Source organism: Methanosarcina barkeri str. Wiesmoor (assembly GCF_000969985.1).
Lineage (GTDB): Archaea > Halobacteriota > Methanosarcinia > Methanosarcinales > Methanosarcinaceae > Methanosarcina > Methanosarcina barkeri_B.
Genome location: NZ_CP009526.1, coordinates 212,897 through 233,857, shown reverse-complemented (window position 1 = coordinate 233,857; position 20,961 = coordinate 212,897). Strand labels below are relative to the sequence as shown.

The window sequence follows — 20,961 nt, the reverse complement described above, 5'->3', positions numbered from 1 at the left end:
CGGCTTTTCTGCCATTTCAAGAGTAAAACCTCAGAAACAGTGCAGGGTGAATATTTTTATTTCTTACTCGAAAGCAAGCCTGTTCTTATTACAAGGTATTTTTTTTGTAATATCAATCAAACAAAAAACCTATAAATAATACCTAAATAATATGGAACTATTCCCTCAAAGTTAATCATTTCTAACATGATAGTCTAACGTGGAAATCAGTAAAACTAAGAGCTAAAAAAATCAGGAGTCAAAAACTTGGATTTCGATACTGCAGTACAGTTTCATGGTCATGTCTGTCCCGGAATTTCCATTGGCTACAGGGTAGCAACACTTGCCGCCAACCACTTCAAAGACCGCAGCAAAGATGAAGAACTGGTTGCAATTGTAGAAAACCGGTCCTGCGCCGTGGATGCCATTCAGGCAATAAACGGATGTACCTGTGGAAAAGGAAATCTAATTTTCAAGGATCACGGGAAACATGTTTACACGTACTTCAAAAGAGGCGATAATAAAGCTCTAAGGATTTCCCTGAAACCCGATGCTTTCCCCCCTGACGAAAGGCACACCGCACTCTTCGCAAAATTGAGAGCAGGCACTGCAAGCCCCGAAGAGGAAAAAGAGTTTCGAGCTTCTCATGAAGCAAAAAGCCAGAAAATACTGGAAATGCCCGAAGAAGAGCTTTTCTGGGTTAGGGAAGTTGAAGCCGAACCGCCGGAAAAAGCCATAATTTACCCCACACTGGTCTGCAGCAAATGCGGAGAAGGTTTCATGGAACCTCTGGGCAGGATTAAAAATGGAAAAATAGTTTGCATTCCATGTTTTGAGGCAAAAGATGAATGAAATTCCTGAGGCTTCCGAAGGAATTGAAATGGTTCCTGTAGGTTACGTTGAAAACGACTACCTTGAACCGGTATACAATGAAGAGGTGTACAGTAAAGTCTCAAAGATAGTTCTCAAGAAAGAGTTTACCGATGGGCTTTACAGAATAGAAGATTTTGAAAAACTGTACATCCTGTTTTACTTCAGCAAATCTAAAGGATATAAGCTCATCCACCGCCGCCATTATGACGGAGAAATTTCCGGAGTCTTTGCCAGCCGGAGCCCTTATCGCCCTAATGGGATAGGGCTTACCATTGTAGAGCTTTTGAAAGTGGAGGGCAATGTGCTCCATGTAAAAGGGCTTGATGCAATTAATGGGACACCCGTACTGGATATTAAGCCATATATAAAAGAGACTGAAGAAAAGGACGAGAGAGCAGCGGACTGAAAAAGAACAAAATTAGTGCTGAAAATCGATAGTAGCAAAAATCAAAAAATAAAGAGTCTTTTTTAAGAAAAAAGGGTTTAACCCTTTTTGAATTTTATTTCATTTTTCTGTTTATTTTATTTCATTTTTCTGTTTATTTCATTCCATTTTTCTGTGTTTATCTCTTTCTCATGCCTAGGTAAATTCCGCCGGCGGCTACCACTACAAGGAGAATTCCGATAATATCAGATCCCGAAAACGAGAACCCACTATTATCAGGTTCTTCAGCAGAATCTTTCTGCATCTCATACCCTTCAACATAATCAGTATCTGAAGATTTCTGAACTTCAGGATCAGGTTCGGAAGTATCTGTACCATATCCTCCGTCCGAATCTTGAGACGTCTGGTTACTGGATGAACTGGCTCTTGGTATTACGGTAGCATTTCCAGTATCATGGTCGTGATGGCTACCACCGCTACTGCTCTGGGTCTCTTCTGTGGTCTCCAGAGTTTCGACTTTGGTTGCCGCTTCTATTTGCTCGGAGTAGCCCGGAACAGATACTTTTCCACTTACGAATTCATGAAGCAGGGGATTTCCACAGGTGTGGTGACAGCATGAAGCCCCATTCTCGGCGACAGACTCTTCGTATTCCTTTGAAAGGCTTTCAATGACATCCTCTGAGGGTGTCCAGTAATCGTGCCTGACTGCCTCAAGCATTCTCGCTGTTACAGACTGGTAAGCACTGGGATTATTCTGCTTGAACCATTCTTTCATAGAAGGATCATTTACATAGGTTTCATACACTTCTTGCCAGACAGTATCGTCCACAAGGTCAGGGTCACTTACCTCCCATCCAAAGAGGTTGTCCACAAATTCGGACATCATGCTGCCGCCTGAGTATCCGGATTTTTGCATTCCTTCGATCCATTTGTCGTTGAAATATCTGGCCCGCAAGTCCTTGCTGAGGTACTCCTGCATTCCCAACATCTGAGCCCCGTCCGAGTTACTTGTGTCCGAAATATACATCTCCGGAGTATTGCCGCTAAGATACCTCGTTGCCAGGTTCATGCCGCCGAAATACTGGAAAAGGTCATCGTTATCAAGGGAGTCATAAAGGTTTGAAGAGGACGAATGTACTGAAGCTTCAACGCTTTTCAGGTTGCCTTCCAGGAGTGCTCTGGACTGTATTCCCCAGAAATCTTCTCCGTAAGCGTATCCCATCTTGTTCAAGTATACATTTGCAATATCTTCTTCATTATCCCATGACCCGCTTGCACTGATAGCATCTGAGACCCCTATATCATAAGTGCCGTCCATTACTGCAAAGCAGCGCATTGTAGAGATCTTTGTTGCAGTCTCGTTGTCATACCCTTCAGATATCAGGGAATCGTAGAGTGTGAGAGAGCTCTGATTTACATAATTTGGATAGTTTACGCCAGGAAGAGAGCTTGCAAGCTTTACAGCACTATCTATCATTTTGATCTTATCCGGGAAAGCGTCCCTCATACCTGCGGTAGTATAAACAATATCAATACGCGGCCTCCCAGGAGTTGAAGTATCATAATTTGGCAATAGTTCATCTTCAGGGATAGCTTCAACTCCGGTTACATACCCGTACTCGTCCCATACAGGTTTTACTCCAAGCAGGTAGAGCACTTCGGCTTCCAGAGTCCCGTGGTCCGCAATAAACTCCACCCCGAACCTTGAGAATGAAACTTTTTTAGGGTATTCCCCATGTTCATTATAATAGTCCTCAAGCATCTGGATTGCAAGAGACTTTCCAACTTCCCAGGTTGCTTCTGAGGGATAGAGCTTCGAATTTATGCTGTAATAATTGCGCCCTGTAGGAACTGCATCCGGATTCATTACAGGGTCCAGCCCAGAACCTGGTGGAATAAAGCCTCCGTTCAGGGCTGAAAGAATTCTGTCAATCTCCACATCGCAGTTAAGGAGCCTGTCTTTATAATCCAGCCCCTGTTCGAGATCAAGTGTAACCGTGCTGTTAGTTATCCCATAAACTGCAGTCTGCGCCTGAGAAACGCTCGTATTATTGGTTACGACTTCCCAGACAAGTCTGGTAACTTTTGTATCATTCAATGGAATTCCAAGAGGATATGAAGATTCAGGGTAGAAGGCGGCAGTGATATTATCCTCAAAGCTACCTCCAAGCATAGCCCTTACCATTCCGGTAAGTTCATCACTTTCAGGACCTGTTATATTCGTCGTAGGAACATGGCTGAGGATATGCATACCGTATGGGATATTTTCATTTCCTACGTCTTCCAGGTATTCATGAAGAATGTTTTTAACGAAATTTCCAAACTCCGTTTCGTTGTAATCTTGAAGAACAGTTACATTTTCTATACCCAGATCAACACTGAGGTTGAGTGCTATTATCTCATTTACTATGGCATTCTGATATCCTGCTCTTGTCTGAGAAGAAATCCCGGGGTCGTAATACCCCTCCACATCAGTTGAAAGGTTTAGCAAATCTCCATAAAGCCCACCGCGTTCAAGGGTTGGAGTCAAATGGTCAATAATTAGAGCATTACCCCTGTACTCTGCAGTTATTCCTTCTCCCACGTTGGCAACGATATAGGGGTAGATATTCGGAATGTCCTGAAGCAGAAGAGGAGACCAGTCTGCAGTCCGGTTCATGCCGTAAGTGGGGCCCGGGAGCCATTCATGCGTACCGTGCGTGCCCATATGAATAAGCGCATCAGGCTGGAATTCATGGTTTAGCCAGAGATAGAAAGCTATATACTGATGTGTGGGAGGTACAACGTTGCTGTGGTAAAGGGTGTCATTATTTTGTCCTGTTCCTCTGGCAGGCTGAGGCATGAGCCAGACATTTCCGAAACGCACCGTTGGAATTACAATGTATTTACCGGTTTCATTCTCATAGATCATAACACTCTTATTTTGAGGCAGATCTTCGGACCAGGGTTCTCCCCATTCAGCTGTTACATTGGCTCTCAGATTTTCCGGAATTTCAGACCCAAACCACTCTTTATAGGTATCCACAGGTATGAGTTGAAGGCCCCATTCAGTCCTATTTTCCACCATTCCATTCAGAACTCCGGGAGCCCAGGAACCAACATTGATGCCCTGGGCCTGAAGCATCTCCATGAGCTTACTACTGTTTTCCGGAATTCCGGAGACCTCATAGCCACTTTTATTCATTGCATTCAGGAGTTCAAACATGCTCTGGGTGGAGTTGAGATAATTTGCTACAATATTGTCCTTTCCTGAAGGATAATTATAGTAAATCATAGCTACTTTCTTGTCTTCGTTTTCTTCTAACTTCAGGCTTGCCCAGTTAATCGACCTGTTTGCCATCCAGTCAATCTGAGAAGGCAGAGGTTCATAGTTGCTTTCACCTGTTGCGGAATCATAATTATCAATTCCTATTACAATGTACTCGAAAATCCCGTCAATGCTCGGGAGCAGAGTCTTGTATACAACCTCTTCACTGGGGATACCTCTATTACTATCAGCTATGTCAGTAGAATTAGCAGGGTTTGTAACAACCAATCCCGTGAGGACAGGCACATCAAGGTCTTCAAGCTCCTGTACACCTTTATCAGGATCATCATAATTCAAACGGAAGCTCTTAAGAGAAATTACACACTGGACAAGAGGTTCTCCGCTTTCGTCAAAGTAAAACTTATGAATATCGTTGAAAGTATCAAAACCTGCAATTACGTTGCAGCCCTTTCCTTCCAGATCGTGGATAAGAGCATCTATGACTTCAAGGTTGTCACCTGTATAGTCGGAAGCATGGAACCATATCCCTATAGTGGGTTTGCTCTTGTCGTAAATATGTCGTGATTCATTTGAGTTAGTTGAATTTGAGTTCGTTGAGGTAGAGTACCATTCAAGGTAATCAGTAGTATTTTCAAACCAGTCTGGCTGAGATTCATTAGTGAGAGAACGAGCATCCGGATGATAAATTGCTGCTTCAGGGAATTCGATAGGATCTTCATAAACCCAGTCTTTCGTAAGCTCAGGTTTATCTCCATAAGTTTTTGCGAGATATATGAGGAAGTTCTCAGTGTTTTCCTTCAGGACTCCTCTGGAACCCATATTATAGAAGAATTTTTCTTCAGTAGAATTATATGGGATAGTCCCGGAAAAAATCTTATCATAATTTGAGGTGTTGATGTATGTTGTATCCATTGCAGAAGTAATATCTATGAGTGCGGTCCCGTTTTCGTGGGCGCTTTCAAGATCGTCTCCAATGTCTTCGAATTGTGACCAGAGCATATAAGTAAATATTACATCCTGGTTTTCAAAAGTGACATTGCTAAAATCGGAATATCCCGAAAGATACGTTACATTTATACTTGCATTATATGGATTGGACTGCTCTGCTGCAGCAAGGGCGCTCCCATCATAACAGATAAAAGTAATATTTACATGATTTTCATCAGCCGATACGCTCTGTGCTAGCAGTAAAAGGACCACTGCACATAAAACCAATAATCTACCTTGTGCCGTACGCATCTTATCCCCAGAACAATGTATCATGAACCCTGGAGCACCCAGTAAAAAAAATAATCAGGATGCCTGGCCCACAAAATAATTTTATTATCAAAGAGTATGAATCTGAAAAATGATACAGAAACAGCTAAAAACACCAAAAATGAACTCGGAAACTCTTGATTCTAACATGCCGTTAGAATCCAGAATTATGCATTTAGAATCCAGAACTTCCTAAATCCAATGAGTAGCCACACTGTATGATAGATTCAACACTCGGAGCATTAGGGGATAAAATACATAAAACACAGTTTTTGGCTTATAATTGTTAGCTATTTGGGTAATGATAGAAAGGATGTCGTTTTTACGTAATATATTATGATTCCTCTCTATCTTATAGGGGTTGAAGATAATTCTTCAGTTGAGAAGGAACGACACAACACAAATAATCCTCAATATTGAATGTAGTTCCCACGAGAATCTTTTTACATATTAGGCTCTTCGCCATTTTCTATGGATAAGACGATTTTCAATTCAAGACCTCATTGGTTTTTATGAGAACATTACGAGAATATCCACACAAAAAAACGAAGAGCTACGTATTAAGAGCTACGTATTAAGAGCTACATATTATATGTGCAGGTCAAATTTAGAACGTAACTGTAACTTACATTCGACATATTGGATAATTTTGCAATAAATGAAATTGCTGATTTATTTTCCAATCATTTTTTCGTTTTTATTTTATAATAAAATTAGTATATAATAATGCTGTTCATGTTAACTTGTGTTGTTATTTTTCTTTTTTAATAGATAACGTCTCAAGACTACGAAATATTTATATATATGAATGTAATTTTATTTATAGACAAATCAGATTTACTTGATTTGTCTTATGAGACGCCATTCTAAACCTCCGTAAATCTGTAGTTTTCCAGGAGTAGTTTGCCATTTTATATCTCCTTAAAGCTGCAGTCTTCCGGGAGCAATTTGCTATTTTTAGTCTCTCTAAACTGCAGTCTTCCAGGAGTAGTTTGCCATTTTATATCTCCTTAAAACTGCAGTCTTCCGGGAGTAATTTGCCATAAAATATCATTCAATTTTTTCTTTTGTCGTATTTTTATAGTTAATGATCTCAAGTACCAAAACGACGAATTTGATACCTTAACTTTCGGCTATAGCATGTCTTAAAATTCAATGAAGAAATGTTTCTAAATTGATTTTCTTTAATTGGTGGGAATTGATCCCTTTTTTTCACTGTTTGGTACTTACACTTATCAACTACGTTGAAATCAATATCAATGAGCTGATTTTGCATAAGCTAAAGAGTTACCCGATAACTATCGTGTAAGCTAAAAATATGTAAGCTAAAAAATGGCTATTTTTTAATATTTTGTATATGTGATTTTCCTCATGAAAAAACGTCCTGTAATTGAAGACAAAAAAGTTCATACCGTTGAGAGAGTAGGAAGAATTACATTCGGTTTCTGAATTAAAGTTGGTCATCTTGAAATTGACACAATAACGGGAATGTTTCAATAACTTGAGAATGCCTTCGAGAAAAACAATATATTCAGACTTTAAGAGGCCTGAGAAGCATGCTTCGCATCTGGTTATACGATTTTTGCACTACTTCAGTACTTCCTTCCAGTTCTATTACCTCAAAACCGAAGTCATGTGCAAATTCTTCAACTTTCTTCTCAAAATCCGATTCATAAGACAGTTTTGTGTTAACCATGGCAACTTTTCGGTAACCAAGTTCTCTAAGATATTCAGGAGAAAATTCAAAGCCCAAGAGTAATTTATCACCAACTCTGAATGCAGTCTTCCAGTTTACAGCCCACATAGGAGTTAAGAAAAAGGTATCACTGTGGCTTTTCAGGATTTCCCGATAATGAGAGTTACCTCCGAGAGCTGCTGCAATGCAATCTTCAACGGGTTTTATTGATTCATCTGTGTCCCTGTCCTGCAGCGGTTTTATAGGGCATCTTGTATGAGCAAAATTTCTTTGTATCCTGGAAAGTGCCTGCCCACAGGAGCCGTAAAAAAGTAGAATTCCGTCTACAAGCCTGGACATAATATCAACGTTTGTATACGTTTCATGTTTAAGCCGAGCAGGGGCTACATGGAGCCCCATCCCCTGAAGCTGGACAATAACGCTAAATTTATTACTACATCTCAGGTCTGCTTTGACTTTGTAAAAGGGAAGAACCACTGGTTTACATCCTTCAGCTTCAAGCTTGTTCAGAAGACCGTTGTTTTCTTCGTTTTCTATGATATATATCCTGTCTATATCAGGGTCGTTTGCAAGCAAATGGGTAATTTCATCCTCAAATATTCTGCAGCCAACTATGCCCAGAACTGTCATGGTTAGAAGTTTGATTCCTTACTATTAAAGAATATCCTTATCGGAAGAGCTAATAACTCTTAGCAGAAAGCAAATATATTTGTATGTGCCATTTGCTCTCAATGCTTCTTTGTCCATAAACATCATAAAATGTACATGCCGCGTTTGGATATGGAAAGAGTAAACTTTGTTTCTGTTTTTCTTATTTGTTTTTCTTATTTTTCATCAAGTATACATTAAAGTTAATGCTTTGACAATAAGTATGAAGAAAAAAACGCAATGCTTATTGTTTTTTATATTTAAAAAATAGTCCCCTCTTAATTTCTTCATTCAGAGAAGGCTTGCAATTCCTTCCTTTCATTAATACCGTAATTTACAGTTACCCCTACTAAAAGTACAGCTAAAGAACAGTATTTTTGGACAGAACTCCTTGTATATCTGTGTAAATTCTCCATAGAGTATGCTTTCTTCGCTATTTTGAATACATCTTCTATAATTGACCTTACAGATCTGAGTTCTTTCCATTTGCTTATTAACTCTTTAAACTTTGCAATTATTTCTTTGTAGAATTTAATTTCTTTTTCAGTATTTCTTCTTAAATCAAATATTTTCAGAGGATATCTAAACATATTGAAAAGTTTCTTAAAATTACAGTTTTTCCTTGGAAAAATTAAAGGTACTACCTTAAAATTTCTTACAGATATAACGTAGTTTTCATAGGAATAGTATCCTCTATCAGCATAGATAACGTCACCTGCTTTTATTATTCTCTTTCTTTTAAGTTCTTTAAGTATTTCAGGATAAATTTTAGATTCTGCTACATTTGCTTCATTAATCAGAAACGCTAAAGGTTTTAATGTTTGAGAATCAAGTGCAAGAGTAAGTTTCATACCAATGAAGAAACCTCTATGGGTTGAATGGCCCCACTTGTATTCTTTGTTTTTTAGGCTTTCTTTGGTAATCTTTTTAGCGTGCCAGTTCAGGTTAAGGTTTATGTCAGTACTATCAATAATAATGTCTCTTGATCCATTTTTTCTCTTAGGGCATAAATCATTCAATATTTCAAAAACAAAAGCAGTAAACTCTTGGGGTTCATACTTACTAAGAATGCCATAAACTTCCTTTTCAGTTGGTACTAAACTGATTTTTAAAAAGTTTCTCAAGATTTCTCTTTCTTTTAATTCCTTTATAGAATAAGAGATTTCACAAGAAAAAAACATGCTTAGAAGAACAATTTTTATAGTAGGTACTGATCTGTGGAGGGGCACAATGCCCCTCCTTGTAAGAGTTTGCTTACAGAATCTCAAATCAAAAACATTTAATATTTCGGACAACAATTGCCATTTGAAATCTTCATTTAGTGGTATAAGTGGAGGTTTCGTAATAATCACCAGAGAAGGATTGAAAATCCTTCTCAATAAAATTTACGATTTTTTATGACATTAATTAAAATTCAGACGAAAAATTGAATGTACTTTTTTGAGGGGAACTACTAATAACCTTAATTAATGGAACAAATAAGTAATAACCTCTAGTTTGAGAGTGAGTTTAAGAGGACCCTATTAAAAAATGAACGAGCTTGTTTCAAAACTACCTCCAATCCCTCTAAACCAATTCATTGGAGTATAGAACCAGAATCAATAGAACTAAATGAAATACCAGTTTTTGGTCAAAAATCTGAATAGTCAGGATTTTGAAACAAGCTCAATATTTATTTTATTGAAATTCTTAATTTGAAGCAGATAATTTAATTGTACGGGATGATGTAGATGTACCCGACGAAGAAGATGTACCTGATGAAGAAGATGTACCCGACGAAGAAGATGTACCTGATGAGGAAGATGTACCATTACTATCAGGTACGTAGATTACCCTGCCGTCGGCGAGCCTGTAAGCCGTTCCAAGAGCTTCTCCAGTTCCCCCTCCTATGTTATCGGTCATGTTCATTACTTCAATTGGTTTACCTTCTTCTTTGATAACGATCTTCATATCTTGAGCTCCTGGATTTTTGACAATAGTAAAATCCTCACTGGAGCTTAGAAGTTCAGGGAGGTGATATGACATAACAAGCGCAACCAACAGAGCTACGGAAAAGACCATTGCAACATCAAAAACATTTGCGACGTTGACCATCGGGCTCTGCTCATCTTCGTCTTTTAAAAGCCCTGTTCGTCTGTATCTTCTGGATTTTCGCATGTGTTCTTCCTCATTATCAAGAGACACTAAGCTTCAGTTCTTTTCCTCAATTGTATCCAGGATATAATCGATATCCGACATATCTTCCCAGTACCAGCGCCGTCTGACCTGCGTAAGTACGTAGCCTATTCCGGCCGCAAAAAGCCCTACAACAGTTGTCGCAAAGGCAATCATCAGGTTTTGCGCAAGGGTCTCGAGGTCTCCTTTTGAAAGCCCTATCAAAGCAGGGCCTAATGGGATAAGCGTTCCCATAAGGCCAAGCATGGGACCGATAGTTGAAGTTATCTTTGTATGTTCAAGGCGCTTTGCCATCTTGAGTTCATATTCCTGCGAAAGCCTCTCAATTGCAGGAAAATGTCGCTCTTTCAGATATTTTGCAGCTTCTCGTGCAAAAGAAGTGACCATGTAATTTTGTTTGATATTCTCAAGAGCCCTGGATGCTTCCGAAAAATCCGAATTCTGAAGCTCGCACTCAATTTTTTTGCAGTTAGTTTCCAGATTATTCCAGTCTCTATGCCTTTTTGTATATTCGGAAAGGAATTCTCCTAATTGAATCAAGGAAACAAATACGAGAATAGTGAGGAGAAACATTACAGGAATCAGTAAAGCCGTTGAGAAGACGTTCATCATGTTGGATAATAAATTCATAAGGCTCAAAGATCATGCCTCCGTATACGTTCCAGGAAAAAACCTGCAAGGACAATGACTCCAAAAGCCATGAGGGGTATAATTCCCGTTTCTCCTCCTCCGGTTGAAACAAGGTTCATCTTTTTTGTTTGTATATACGCAGGGATAAGCAGAGCTCCTAAGAGATAATAAATCCCTATCAGCATCATTGCACTGCCCATAGTTTCAGGGGTTTTCCCACACCGGACTTTTCCAAACCTGAAAAGAAAAGAAGAAGCCACCACTGCTATAAAAAAAGCAACCCCAACAAGAAGCCCTACTTTTATCCCGGAAAGGTCAAGGCTTTCTGAAAGCAGTATGCAGGAGACTGCAAGAGCTGCCAGACAGACAGGACAGGGTATGGATATAGCGAGGAAAGTGTGTCTGGAAACATCTTTTCCTAAATTCCACTTTTTCTGGGTGTAAATCCCGGTCACTATAAGAAGCAGAGAGACAAATACATGGATTCCCATACCCATTGAAGAAAACTTCTCAAAAGCTTCCAGGCTTATATGGTCAGCAATGCTTCCGAATAAAAGGGCCAGAAGAAAATAACTACCTCCAATTGCAAAAATTTCTTTTGTACTTATGTTTGAAAATCCGCATCCTATCCCAGATTTAATCCCGAAGACAAGGATACCTATCAATATTCCTATCACAGTTAATGCCGCAGAGTCCATAATACCTTCTGAGCATCTATAGTAAAATTAAATAAAAACTGGTATTTGGGTAATAGTTGTTACCTTTTTGGGTAACAAAGGCTCATTGAGTGCATTTTTGAAACTAAATGTTTATCATCTCCCTGTTTTCTACTGGAATGGGACAAATACTTATATAAGTTAAAATCAGAGAATGTGTAGAAGTTAAGATAGTAAAATAGTAAAATAGTAACTTCGTGCCTTTCTTAAAAACGGCATCAATTGACATAAATATTAAATTAAAATTAGAATTTAACAAATATTATGTAAAAACACACTCATCTTAATAGGCAATGATATAGAAATAAAGATATAAAAAATCGGTAATTAAAGTAAATTTGTTAAAATTAAATATAAAAAAGGCAATGATAAGATATGGTAGTTTACTTTACTTGTTCTAATAAAAGCAATAATTATAAGTATTTTAGATAAAATAGAGTTCATCATGGTAGTAGACGTTATGCAGAGTTCTGGAATGAACGGCGGCAGAGAAAACCTTTTCAAAGCTATTTCAAGCGACACACGCCTCTCAATTCTCGAACACCTGAGTGAAGGAGATATGCATATATCCGGCCTGGCAAGAATAATAGGAATTTCTGTGCCTGTGGCGGCCAAACATGTGAAAATATTGGAAAAAGCCAATCTTGTAGAAAGAAAAAAGTTCGGAAATACTCATATGATAGGTATCAAACTGAATAATATCTATTCTTTTCTGGACCATTTTGCAGAAAACAAGAGACTTGAGGTTGAACAGGGTACGACTCTGCTTGAGGCTCTGAAAAGCGTGGCTGCCGTGGAAGTTAAGAAAATGGGAAACAGAGTCAAGGTTGTCTCTACGGATGGAGAAGAGGGATTTTATGTATATGAAGTGGATGGCAAATTATCGGATAAAACTGTAGACGAATATGAGTTCTACGAAGATGCCGTAGTAGAGTGGAAAAAGCTGGTACCCGTAACGAAAAAAAGATTACTGGTAAGCATCAAAAGGTAAAAAGCCCAGAATGCTTCTTAAAATGCTTGACCCCCTTTAGAGGCTCATATCTGTTAACATAGAGCCTGCAAAATAGATATTCATGAAATTTTTAAAGGGTTTGAAGAGTCCACTGAAAAGAGTCCACTGAAACATGATATTCTACTCTTTCTTCTGAAAAACCAGAAAACACCTGGAAAAATAGGCGTGTTACTTCAACTTCGCCAGGACTCCAAGATGGTCTTCGTGATAGGGCATCAGGTCCTTTGCATTGAGAATCTCAAACCTGGGCTCAAAAGCCTGTTCGAGTTTTTTCACCTCTGCCTTAAAAACTTCTTTTGGTTTTGCTACAGTATCTATACTCCGCGCTTTAATGGAAAGCAGGAGATATCCCTCCCTTTTTAAAAAACGAACTGCGTTCCTTGCAGCAATCTCTGCCTGGTTTGGCTGTGCAACATCCTGGAAAATAAGATCCACAGGCTCAACAAGATGGGAGTAACTGTCCGGTTTTCCCGCATCAGCCAGAATCGGGTGGATATTTTTTCTCCTCGATGCAAGTCCTATAAGATCTCTCATGCTTCTTGGGGCAAATTCAACGGCGTAAACTGCACCTTCCGAAACAATATCAGAAACATGGCTGACCGTTGTACCTGAAGCCGCCCCGAGGTAGAGTACCTTTGAATTTTTCGTGAGTGGAATGTTAAATTTTTTCAGGACCATGGCTCCAAGCTTGCTCCTGCGAGGATCCCATGTCCGATACTCGACTCCTTCAACTGCAATCAGTTTTTCTCCATAAACGGTTTTTCCAGGGTCAAGGTTCTTTGTAGCAAGCTGTTTTTTGTCTTTTATAACTTCAAAGATCCCATCCGATAGCCTTTTAACTTCAGGCATTTACTTTCTCCTCCTTTTCTTTGGCTTTGCTCCACTTTCCTGCCTTTTTTGAGGAGACCTGGGGTTCAAAGTCCTGATCTGCAGGACTTTCGCTTCAAGTTTTTCCGTAAGAGAGGGATTTATTTCTCCGGAATAAAAATCAATGCGCGCAGCAAGAGAAAGTTTTGATGCAACGGCTCTTGCTACTTTTCCCCTTACCCACCAGGGCGCAGTATTTATTAGATGGTGGCTGTAGACGATCCCGTGCTTTGGAGATGGAGCTCGAGCCCGAAGATGCTTGAAAAGTGCCTTACTGGCTCCTATAACTTGAATGGTACTGGAGGGAAACTCAGCAAGTTTTTCGAGGCTCCCTGCAAGACTTATCAACCTTGCCCCGAGCATTGAGCCTGCAATAAGTTTCAGGTTAGGTGCAACCAGTTCCATGCTGTTCTCAATGTAAGCCTCGATCTGTCGCCTCCTTTCATAGAGGCTGCACACGTTTTCTGCAAAACCTTTAAGGAGTACTTCATCTGCAGGTTCAAGTTTTGCACCCATTGAGTTCCTAGCTTTCGAATAAAGTGGATCTTCAGAGCCGACGTTTTCACGTGAACCGTATTTTACAATAAAAAGCGCAAGGTTTTCTCCGACTAACCCGCTTTCCGGAAAATAACCTCCATACCATTCAGAAAGCCTCTCTGACAGAGCATTTGTGGTTTCATTTATATCATCCAGGGCTTCTACAGCCTGAATAATTCGCTGGTCAGGAGTAAGAGAGCCTGAGACCTGAAGTTTTGCCGCCTCCAGAGTAACTTCGTGCAAGAGAGAGTAATACTCAGCAGTGGATTCTACAAACCCGGATTTGATAGCTGCATTTTTGAGGTCAAAGCCTTCAGGAGGAAGATCTGACTTGTTATCCCTTAAAGAAAGAGAATGAAGTGCAAGCTCCCGGACGTCTTTTGAAAGAAGTCTTGATTCCAGAATTTCTCCGGCTCTGGCGGTTTCAAGATTTCCAAACCAGGTATTGATTTTCAATCCGGACCTCCAGAGATGTCCGCACCCCGGTTCCTTCCCTTTGTGAGCAGGACTCGCCCGCCAAGGGACTCATCAAGCATGCGCTGAGTTTCTTGCTGGAGTCTTTTGCCTTCCTCGACGCTTCCGACAATTCCGTAAACTACCGGCCCGAAAGAACTGATGCCTGAGCCACTCGCGCCGTTGTCACGCATGTAATTCATGATATCCAGAACAGGCTGTGACTGAAGTCCGACTTCCCTTTTCTTAAAACCTACAGTCTGGATGTGGTTAATCGCTTTGCCAAAACTTTCCAGGTCTTCCTCGACAAGTGCAGGAAGCATCTGCATGAGAATTACGTGGGAAATTTCCTGAACTTCGGCAAGGGGAATTGGACAATATTTCTTGAAAATATCCACTTCTTCCGCATCGTGAGCACCCTTTCCTTTAGGAACTACAAGGACAATAGGCCAGTCAGGAAAGTTTCTTCTGAAAAGAACCGGACCAGGAGGCACATGGCTGGCTGAAGAAGGAGAAAATGCACCCTTTTCCTTGAACTTATGCCCCCCATCCAGAATGAAGCCACCATTTTCAAAAGCAGCAACCCCTATACCGGATGTGCCTCCCCTTCCAACTGCGACTGCAAGTTCCCTAACGCTTTTTTCCAGTCCATAAATTTTGTTTACGGCTACTGCTGTCGATAGTGCGGCCTGGGTCCCGGAACCGAGCCCTACATGATCAGGAAGACTATCTTTAATATGCAGCTTTATTCCTTTTCCTGTTGGAAGAATGGCCTGTGCAGCTTTTTGCATTTTACCTGCTAGAAGAGAATTACCGATGATCTCTATATTATCAGCTTTAGTTGCAGAAATTACCAGGCCGGGATATTCCAGGGTGATTCCCGCTCCCCCATCGACCCTGCCTATCTCTGCATTGAGATCTATTAGGGTAAGATGGAGTCTGGATGGAGTCACTACTTTAATCATGTATATCTGTACCTCATTACCTATTCATAAAGCTTAGGAATTGAACATCCGTTAGTTCAGGAACTAGACTTCCGTTAGCTCAGGAACTAGACTTCCGTTTCCCCCAGAGTTTTTCCTTAATAATCGAATAAGTAAAAGATAAAGTTTTCCTGTTAAACATGAATTTAAGCATTGGAAAAATCAGAGAATATATCCTTACACGAATCTCCATACTCCCCCTGAAGTCCACCATCGGATTCATGAACACAGGGTTAATGGAAAAACTGCAATGCCTGCATCGGCTGTAGGCCAGTCCTGCAATGGTATGTATAAATCCACAGAGCATGCCTGTGTCTGCTGGATCGGAAAGGCCAAATGTCACGTCAGATTCCAAACGTTTAATTTTTATCCCATTAAGCAAATTGGAAAATAGATGAAACAGAGGTTTTCTAAGAGACCTGAATGCCTCCAGACCCCAGTGAAGCATTTCTCTAGGGGGCATTCCTGATTCTGGAGCTTCTTCAGTCTCAGGCTTTTTTTTCCCTCTTATCTTTGCAATTATACTCCATTTTTCTTTATTCTCATTCCCTTCCCTTCTTTTATCTTTACTCTCACCCACTTCTCTTCTTTTTTCTTTAGCCTCATCCACTTCTCTTCTTTTCTCTTCGATCTCTTTTTCTTCAATCTCCCTTTTTTTCTTCACTTCAGCCTTACTCTGTGTTTCTGTAGTGACTCGTACTTTTTCAGTTTTCTTCAGATCAATCTCATTTTGCTCCTCTTTTACTATTTTGTCCTTTTTCGAGTTCTCCGATTCTTCAGGAAAGCTTTCGCTTTCCCCGGGTTCCTCTATGGAAAAGGTATGGGAAAAGAGCAGCCATTTTACGGTGAATATGCCTCTAAGTTCTTTCTTTTCTTCCAGACTCAAGACGTTAAGTCTGAAAGTGAGACCTATTGCTGTAAAAAGTATGAATAAAATCAACAGAATAACCAGCAGAAGAAAAGTGATTACCAGCATATTAACAGGTTAGGGAGAAAAGGATAGTCCTGACTATCCTGAAAACCCAGAGACTTTTAATTCTTATCTCTGGAAAGTCCCCTAAATAGGCTTTAGTTCCAGAACTCCAGTGGAAACTTTAGTGGAAACATTCCTCTTCTTCAATCTTGATTTTGGGTCCTTCTCCAGTTTCTTTTTCCGGAGTTTCCCTTCCTTTAATTTCCTGTTCCTGCAATTCCTCTTCTTTTTTGCTCTTACCTCTCATGCCTTTGAGCTTGTCCATAATCTCAGGCACAAGATCAGGAATTGAGCTAAGGATTGAACCGGCATCGCTTCGTCCAGAGAGCCGGAAGATTCTGGCTTCTTCTTCAGAAAGCATAATAAATGCCACAGGCTCTATCTTCGCGCCTGCTCCCCCACCTCCTCCATATCCCGACTCAGTGTCTTTCTTGCCTTCTCCCCCACCTGCTCCAAAACCCATTGTAATTCTTGAAATTGGAATAATTGTTTTCCCTGCAGCAGTAATAGGGTCCCCAACTACGGTTTTAGTAGTAGCTATCCTTTCAAGTTCACCTGCAATTTCTTTAATAGTGGCTTCTACACCCAACTTTTCATCCCCTTTTTGTATATTATTTCGTAGATAACGATGATAAAGGTTTTCATTTTTTTAGTTTTAGTCTAACTTTGAATACATTAATTTTGGATTTAATCATATTTGAGTAGTTCTGCACCTAATAACTTGAAGTCAGTTTTAATTTCAGAAAGTAACTTATTTTTATCGTTTTTAAAGGCTATTGTTTTTTATGTGGGCGCCTCAAGTTTAAGTCTCCCTTCTTTTGGAAGTAATGAATATTTGATTAATAAAAATAAGTCAATAACCTATAAATAAGATATTCTATTAAGTTAAGTGACCTGGATTATCCTAATGCAAATAATATTCTATTAAGTTAAGTAACTTGAATTGTCCTAATACAAATAAATTACATGGGTAATATTTTTTTAGATTTTTAATTTATCCAATATAGTATAATTTCAGCATATTTATATTCTATTATTTGGATTCCAGCTCAATTAATGAAATTTACTTAAGGAATATTACAAAAGGTAAACAAATTCTTTGAATAAGAAAATACTTTTTATATTTGTGCATTCATGTAGGTATTCAGTGTAAACTCTCTTTATTTAAAATGAAAGTTTCACCCAAAACTTCTTTTAATGGAAGGAGGGATTAAAATAAAAAAATTGACCACTTTGATAGTAGCTATTTTCATATTATCATTAATATCAAGTCTTGGAGCTGCAACTGAGATTATAGTGCAGCCAGGAGATTCTATTCAAAATGCTGTGAATAGTTCGTCTTCCGGCGATATAATTACCGTAAAACCCGGAACCTATACTGAAAATATCATAGTAGCTAAAAATGATCTTACAATCCGGTCAGAATCCGGAAACCCTGATAATACGATGATCAAAGCCAAAAGTTCAGGGGCCAGTGTGCTCCTCCTGCAGGGAAACAACATAAAAATAACTGGATTTAAGACTGTAGGAGCAACCCGGTCTGGCAATGCAGGAATCTGTCTGTCTTCGTGTAGTAACTGCATAGTTGAGAACAATGAACTTTTGAACAACTGTTACGGAACCTATCTCCTGCGTTCCAAAGAGAATAAAATCTCAAAGAATACAGCTACGAACAATAGGGAATATGGAATTGTACTGGGGACTGCTACAGACAATACCCTTTCAGGAAATACGGCTTTTGGTAACGGTCGTGGGATCCATGTTGGTAACTCTGACGGCAACACATTCTCAGGCAATACCATTCAAGATAATAGTGTTTATGGGCTTTATGTCTGTCCTAGAAGCGACACTAATCACATTTACAACAATTACTTCAATGACAATAGTATGACTATTAGAAATGGAATCGGAAATACCTATTATACCAAAAAAACCGCAGGTACTAATATTGTGGGTGGCCCTTATATAGGAGGCAACTTCTGGGGAAAACCTGATGGTACAGGATTTTCCAATACCGCAGTAGATAAAAACAGGGATGGAATTTCCGATTCTCCATATAAAAACATAACAGGCAGCATTTGTTCAGATAACCTTCCTCTAGTTGTTTATAAATCTGGATCAATAAAACCCGTTGCTGCATTCTCTGCATCTCCTACTTCAGGAAGAGCACCATTAAAAGTTAAATTTACTGACAAAAGTACAGGATCACCAACCAAATGGAAATGGGATTTTGGAGATGGATCAAAGTCATTCCTTCAGAATCCTACGCATAAATATTCCAAAGAAGGAAAATACACGGTAACCCTCAAAGTAACCAATGCAGCAGGCATCAACACAGCAACAAAATCAAAGTATATCACAGTGACAAAAAAACCCGTTGCTGCATTCTATGCATCTCCTACTTCAGGAAAAGTGCCATTAAAAGTTAAATTTACTGACAAAAGTACAGGATCACCAACCAAATGGAAATGGGATTTTGGAGATGGATCAAAATCATTCCTACAGAATCCAACGCATAAATATTCCAAAGAAGGAAAATACACAGTAACACTAAAAGTAACCAATGCGCTAGGCATCAACACAGCAACAAAATCAAAGTATATCACAGTGACAAAAAAACCCGTTGCTGCATTCTATGCATCTCCTACTTCAGGAAGAGTACCATTAAAAGTTAAATTTACTGACAAAAGTACTGGATCACCAACCAAATGGAAATGGGATTTTGGAGATGGATCAAAGTCATTCATACAGAATCCAACGCATAAATATTCCAAAGAAGGAAAATACACAGTAACACTAAAAGTAACCAATGCGGCAGGCATCAACACGGCAACAAAATCAAAGTATATCACAGTGACAGAAACTTCGCAAACTTCGACTACTGCACTTTCTGCATCTCCAACTCCGACTGCTGCACTTTCTGCATCTCCAAAATCAGGAAATGCCCCATTAAACGTTACTTTTACTGACAAAAGTACAGGATCACCAACTAAATGGAAGTGGGATTTTGGAGACGGAGAAACTTCAACAACTAAAAACCCAACTCATGAGTATTCAGCCACAGGAAAATACACAGTAACACTGACAGCAGGCAATGCAGCAGGTAGTAACACAACAACGAAATCAAAGTATATTATAGTAACAGAAACTTCCCAAGCTCCTGTTGCAGATTTTTGGGGCTCGACGCTCTCAGGAAACGCTCCATTAAATGTAACATTTACGGAGACAAGCAAAGGATCACCAACTTCGTGGAAATGGGATTTTGGAGATGGGACATCGTCAACAGAAAAGAGTCCAACACACACATATTCAGCTGCAGGAACTTACACGGTTAAACTTACATCAACAAATGCAGCAGGAAATAGTACAAAAACAAAATCAAATTATATAAAAGTGGCAAAGTGACTGCAACTTTGAAAATGGCTGTAAATCTCCTGGGATTCTTCAGTCCCAGGTAAAGATGAAAAAGGCAGTGGTACAAAAGTCATGTGTGGATGTTAAGTATCTAAAAATGAGCTTGAGGTTCAAAAGTAGATAAAAATGTCCAAAGGTAGAGGAGTGGGGGCTTATTAATCGAATCTCGCGAAAAGGACAGATATACTCAAGTTAGTCTGGAATCTGGAATCTCTTAGTGCTTTTATTCCAAAATTGATTCTTTATTTCCTGGAAAAATCCATGATCTTAGGTCCATTCAAAAGTCAAGTTTTATGAACCTATTTTGGAATTGCAGTACTGGAATATCTCGTTAATAGACATTCACGTTCACAACAATCTAAGTAAATTATACTTTTTTTAAACTAGTATGAATATATATATTCATATCATACATTTTAAAAAATAACTACTGTATTTTTACGCACATACAATAATATAAAGTATATTTTTCTTGAAAATAATATCTACAAGCCGATCTTAAATTTACATTTGATTTACAGTTGTGATGGGCTGAAGACCTAGTTTTTCTTATAAATTCAGCCGGACTTTGGATTTTATGGCATAAAACCGCATCAAACAACACATAAAACAGAAATTGTAACCAAAAACGAAATTTTTGGACAAGAATTAGAAACGTTTTAATATAAAAAATCCAAATATAGAGGGAATCAGTGATCGTGGAATAAAAATAGCTAATCTATCGTCTGAAGGATCTAACATATAATAGATATAATAAGATGTCTCTATAATGATTCTTTCTTATAGAGAAAGTGGAAACAATATAGTTACCGACGGTGGGCCAGTTCAAGATAAAATGATGCAAAAATTGAACTACATCTGGCAGATACTTAATAAATTTTGTTATTAAACCTGCAGATTATTTATAGCTACATCCCGATTTTCATGATTTTATAAACTCCGGTTCAATCTGTTAATTAAAATAATGGTTATGTAGAAATCCTATGAACTAAAGAACTTACAATTGCTTAAACTGAACTACCTGATATACTTTTGCGCATGCATTTTCAGATCCAATCAAAGCTGATTTAGATAGGTCTTCTACAAAACCAAAAA

The 20,961-nt window shown here is 39.0% G+C and carries 14 protein-coding genes and 1 pseudogene; 4 read left to right on the top strand and 11 right to left on the bottom strand.

All coding sequences use genetic code 11. The features are described 5' to 3' along the window. The first annotated feature begins 246 nt into the window (after positions 1 to 246). Positions 247 to 831 (top strand): FmdE family protein, encoded by a 585-nt coding sequence (locus tag MSBRW_RS01090; RefSeq protein ID WP_011305822.1) that lies wholly within the window; start codon positions 247 to 249, stop codon positions 829 to 831. Then, positions 824 to 1,258, top strand: coding sequence for a tRNA (N6-threonylcarbamoyladenosine(37)-N6)-methyltransferase TrmO (tsaA, locus tag MSBRW_RS01085; protein ID WP_011305823.1), 435 nt, complete (start codon positions 824 to 826; stop codon positions 1,256 to 1,258). Before MSBRW_RS01090 ends, tsaA begins: the two co-directional genes overlap by 8 nt. Before the next feature lie 157 nt (positions 1,259 to 1,415). Here tsaA and MSBRW_RS01080 read toward each other — a convergent pair whose 3' ends face one another. From MSBRW_RS01080 to MSBRW_RS01055, 6 genes and pseudogenes are all read right to left on the bottom strand, one after another. Further along, on the bottom strand, positions 1,416 to 5,744 hold the full coding sequence (locus MSBRW_RS01080) for a cobaltochelatase subunit CobN (protein ID WP_011305824.1): 4,329 nt from the start codon (positions 5,742 to 5,744) through the stop codon (positions 1,416 to 1,418). A 1,549-nt stretch (positions 5,745 to 7,293) separates the two neighbouring features. Then, complete coding sequence (locus tag MSBRW_RS01075; RefSeq protein WP_011305825.1) at positions 7,294 to 8,088, bottom strand: DUF1638 domain-containing protein; 795 nt, start codon at positions 8,086 to 8,088, stop codon at positions 7,294 to 7,296. Between the two features lie 305 nt (positions 8,089 to 8,393). Beyond that, positions 8,394 to 9,458 carry an IS5-like element ISMba15 family transposase gene (locus MSBRW_RS01070; protein WP_011305826.1) on the bottom strand — a complete coding sequence of 355 codons (1,065 nt, stop codon included), beginning with the start codon at positions 9,456 to 9,458 and terminating at the stop codon, positions 8,394 to 8,396. 439 nt (positions 9,459 to 9,897) lie between these two features. Then, positions 9,898 to 10,263 (bottom strand): annotated as a pseudogene (locus MSBRW_RS01065) (DUF2149 domain-containing protein); the annotation flags it as partial. A 33-nt stretch (positions 10,264 to 10,296) separates the two neighbouring features. Further along, positions 10,297 to 10,920 carry a MotA/TolQ/ExbB proton channel family protein gene (locus MSBRW_RS01060; protein ID WP_011305828.1) on the bottom strand — a complete coding sequence of 208 codons (624 nt, stop codon included), beginning with the start codon at positions 10,918 to 10,920 and terminating at the stop codon, positions 10,297 to 10,299. Beyond that, complete coding sequence (locus tag MSBRW_RS01055) at positions 10,917 to 11,609, bottom strand: DUF2162 domain-containing protein (RefSeq protein WP_011305829.1); 693 nt, start codon at positions 11,607 to 11,609, stop codon at positions 10,917 to 10,919. The genes MSBRW_RS01060 and MSBRW_RS01055 overlap by 4 nt, the downstream gene beginning before the upstream one ends. Before the next feature lie 463 nt (positions 11,610 to 12,072). On the opposite strand from MSBRW_RS01055, the gene MSBRW_RS01050 reads away from it, so the two are divergent. After that, positions 12,073 to 12,618, top strand: coding sequence for an ArsR family transcriptional regulator (locus tag MSBRW_RS01050; RefSeq protein WP_011305830.1), 546 nt, complete (start codon positions 12,073 to 12,075; stop codon positions 12,616 to 12,618). Between the two features lie 189 nt (positions 12,619 to 12,807). Here MSBRW_RS01050 and MSBRW_RS01045 read toward each other — a convergent pair whose 3' ends face one another. From MSBRW_RS01045 to MSBRW_RS01025, 5 genes are all read right to left on the bottom strand, one after another. Continuing rightward, on the bottom strand, positions 12,808 to 13,488 hold the full coding sequence (locus MSBRW_RS01045; RefSeq protein WP_011305831.1) for a fibrillarin-like rRNA/tRNA 2'-O-methyltransferase: 681 nt from the start codon (positions 13,486 to 13,488) through the stop codon (positions 12,808 to 12,810). After that, entirely contained in the window at positions 13,489 to 14,499 is a 1,011-nt protein-coding gene (locus MSBRW_RS01040) for an NOP5/NOP56 family protein (protein ID WP_011305832.1), read from the bottom strand. Beyond that, on the bottom strand, positions 14,496 to 15,461 hold the full coding sequence (locus MSBRW_RS01035) for a beta-ribofuranosylaminobenzene 5'-phosphate synthase (RefSeq protein ID WP_011305833.1): 966 nt from the start codon (positions 15,459 to 15,461) through the stop codon (positions 14,496 to 14,498). Before MSBRW_RS01035 ends, MSBRW_RS01040 begins: the two co-directional genes overlap by 4 nt. A 79-nt stretch (positions 15,462 to 15,540) precedes the next feature. Then, complete coding sequence (locus MSBRW_RS01030) at positions 15,541 to 16,419, bottom strand: DUF2953 domain-containing protein (RefSeq protein ID WP_230669904.1); 879 nt, start codon at positions 16,417 to 16,419, stop codon at positions 15,541 to 15,543. Positions 16,420 to 16,573: 154 nt separating this feature from the next. Further along, the gene (locus MSBRW_RS01025) at positions 16,574 to 17,041 is read right to left on the bottom strand and encodes a GerW family sporulation protein (RefSeq protein ID WP_011305835.1); all 468 of its coding nucleotides are present in this window, start codon (positions 17,039 to 17,041) and stop codon (positions 16,574 to 16,576) included. A gap of 608 nt (positions 17,042 to 17,649) precedes the next feature. Here MSBRW_RS01025 and MSBRW_RS01020 point away from each other — a divergent pair. Then, positions 17,650 to 19,857, top strand: coding sequence for a PKD domain-containing protein (locus tag MSBRW_RS01020; protein ID WP_011305836.1), 2,208 nt, complete (start codon positions 17,650 to 17,652; stop codon positions 19,855 to 19,857). Positions 19,858 to 20,961 lie beyond the last annotated feature (1,104 nt).

Coding starts and splice junctions, on each gene's coding strand:
- MSBRW_RS01050 (WP_011305830.1), top strand. CDS start 12,073: ATGGTAGTAGACGTTATGCAGAGTTCTGGAATGAACGGCGGCAGAGAA.
- tsaA (WP_011305823.1), top strand. CDS start 824: ATGAATGAAATTCCTGAGGCTTCCGAAGGAATTGAAATGGTTCCTGTA.
- MSBRW_RS01035 (WP_011305833.1), bottom strand. CDS start 15,461: ATGATTAAAGTAGTGACTCCATCCAGACTCCATCTTACCCTAATAGAT.
- MSBRW_RS01020 (WP_011305836.1), top strand. CDS start 17,650: ATGGAAGGAGGGATTAAAATAAAAAAATTGACCACTTTGATAGTAGCT.
- MSBRW_RS01055 (WP_011305829.1), bottom strand. CDS start 11,609: ATGGACTCTGCGGCATTAACTGTGATAGGAATATTGATAGGTATCCTT.
- MSBRW_RS01045 (WP_011305831.1), bottom strand. CDS start 13,488: ATGCCTGAAGTTAAAAGGCTATCGGATGGGATCTTTGAAGTTATAAAA.
- MSBRW_RS01075 (WP_011305825.1), bottom strand. CDS start 8,088: ATGACAGTTCTGGGCATAGTTGGCTGCAGAATATTTGAGGATGAAATT.
- MSBRW_RS01080 (WP_011305824.1), bottom strand. CDS start 5,744: ATGCGTACGGCACAAGGTAGATTATTGGTTTTATGTGCAGTGGTCCTT.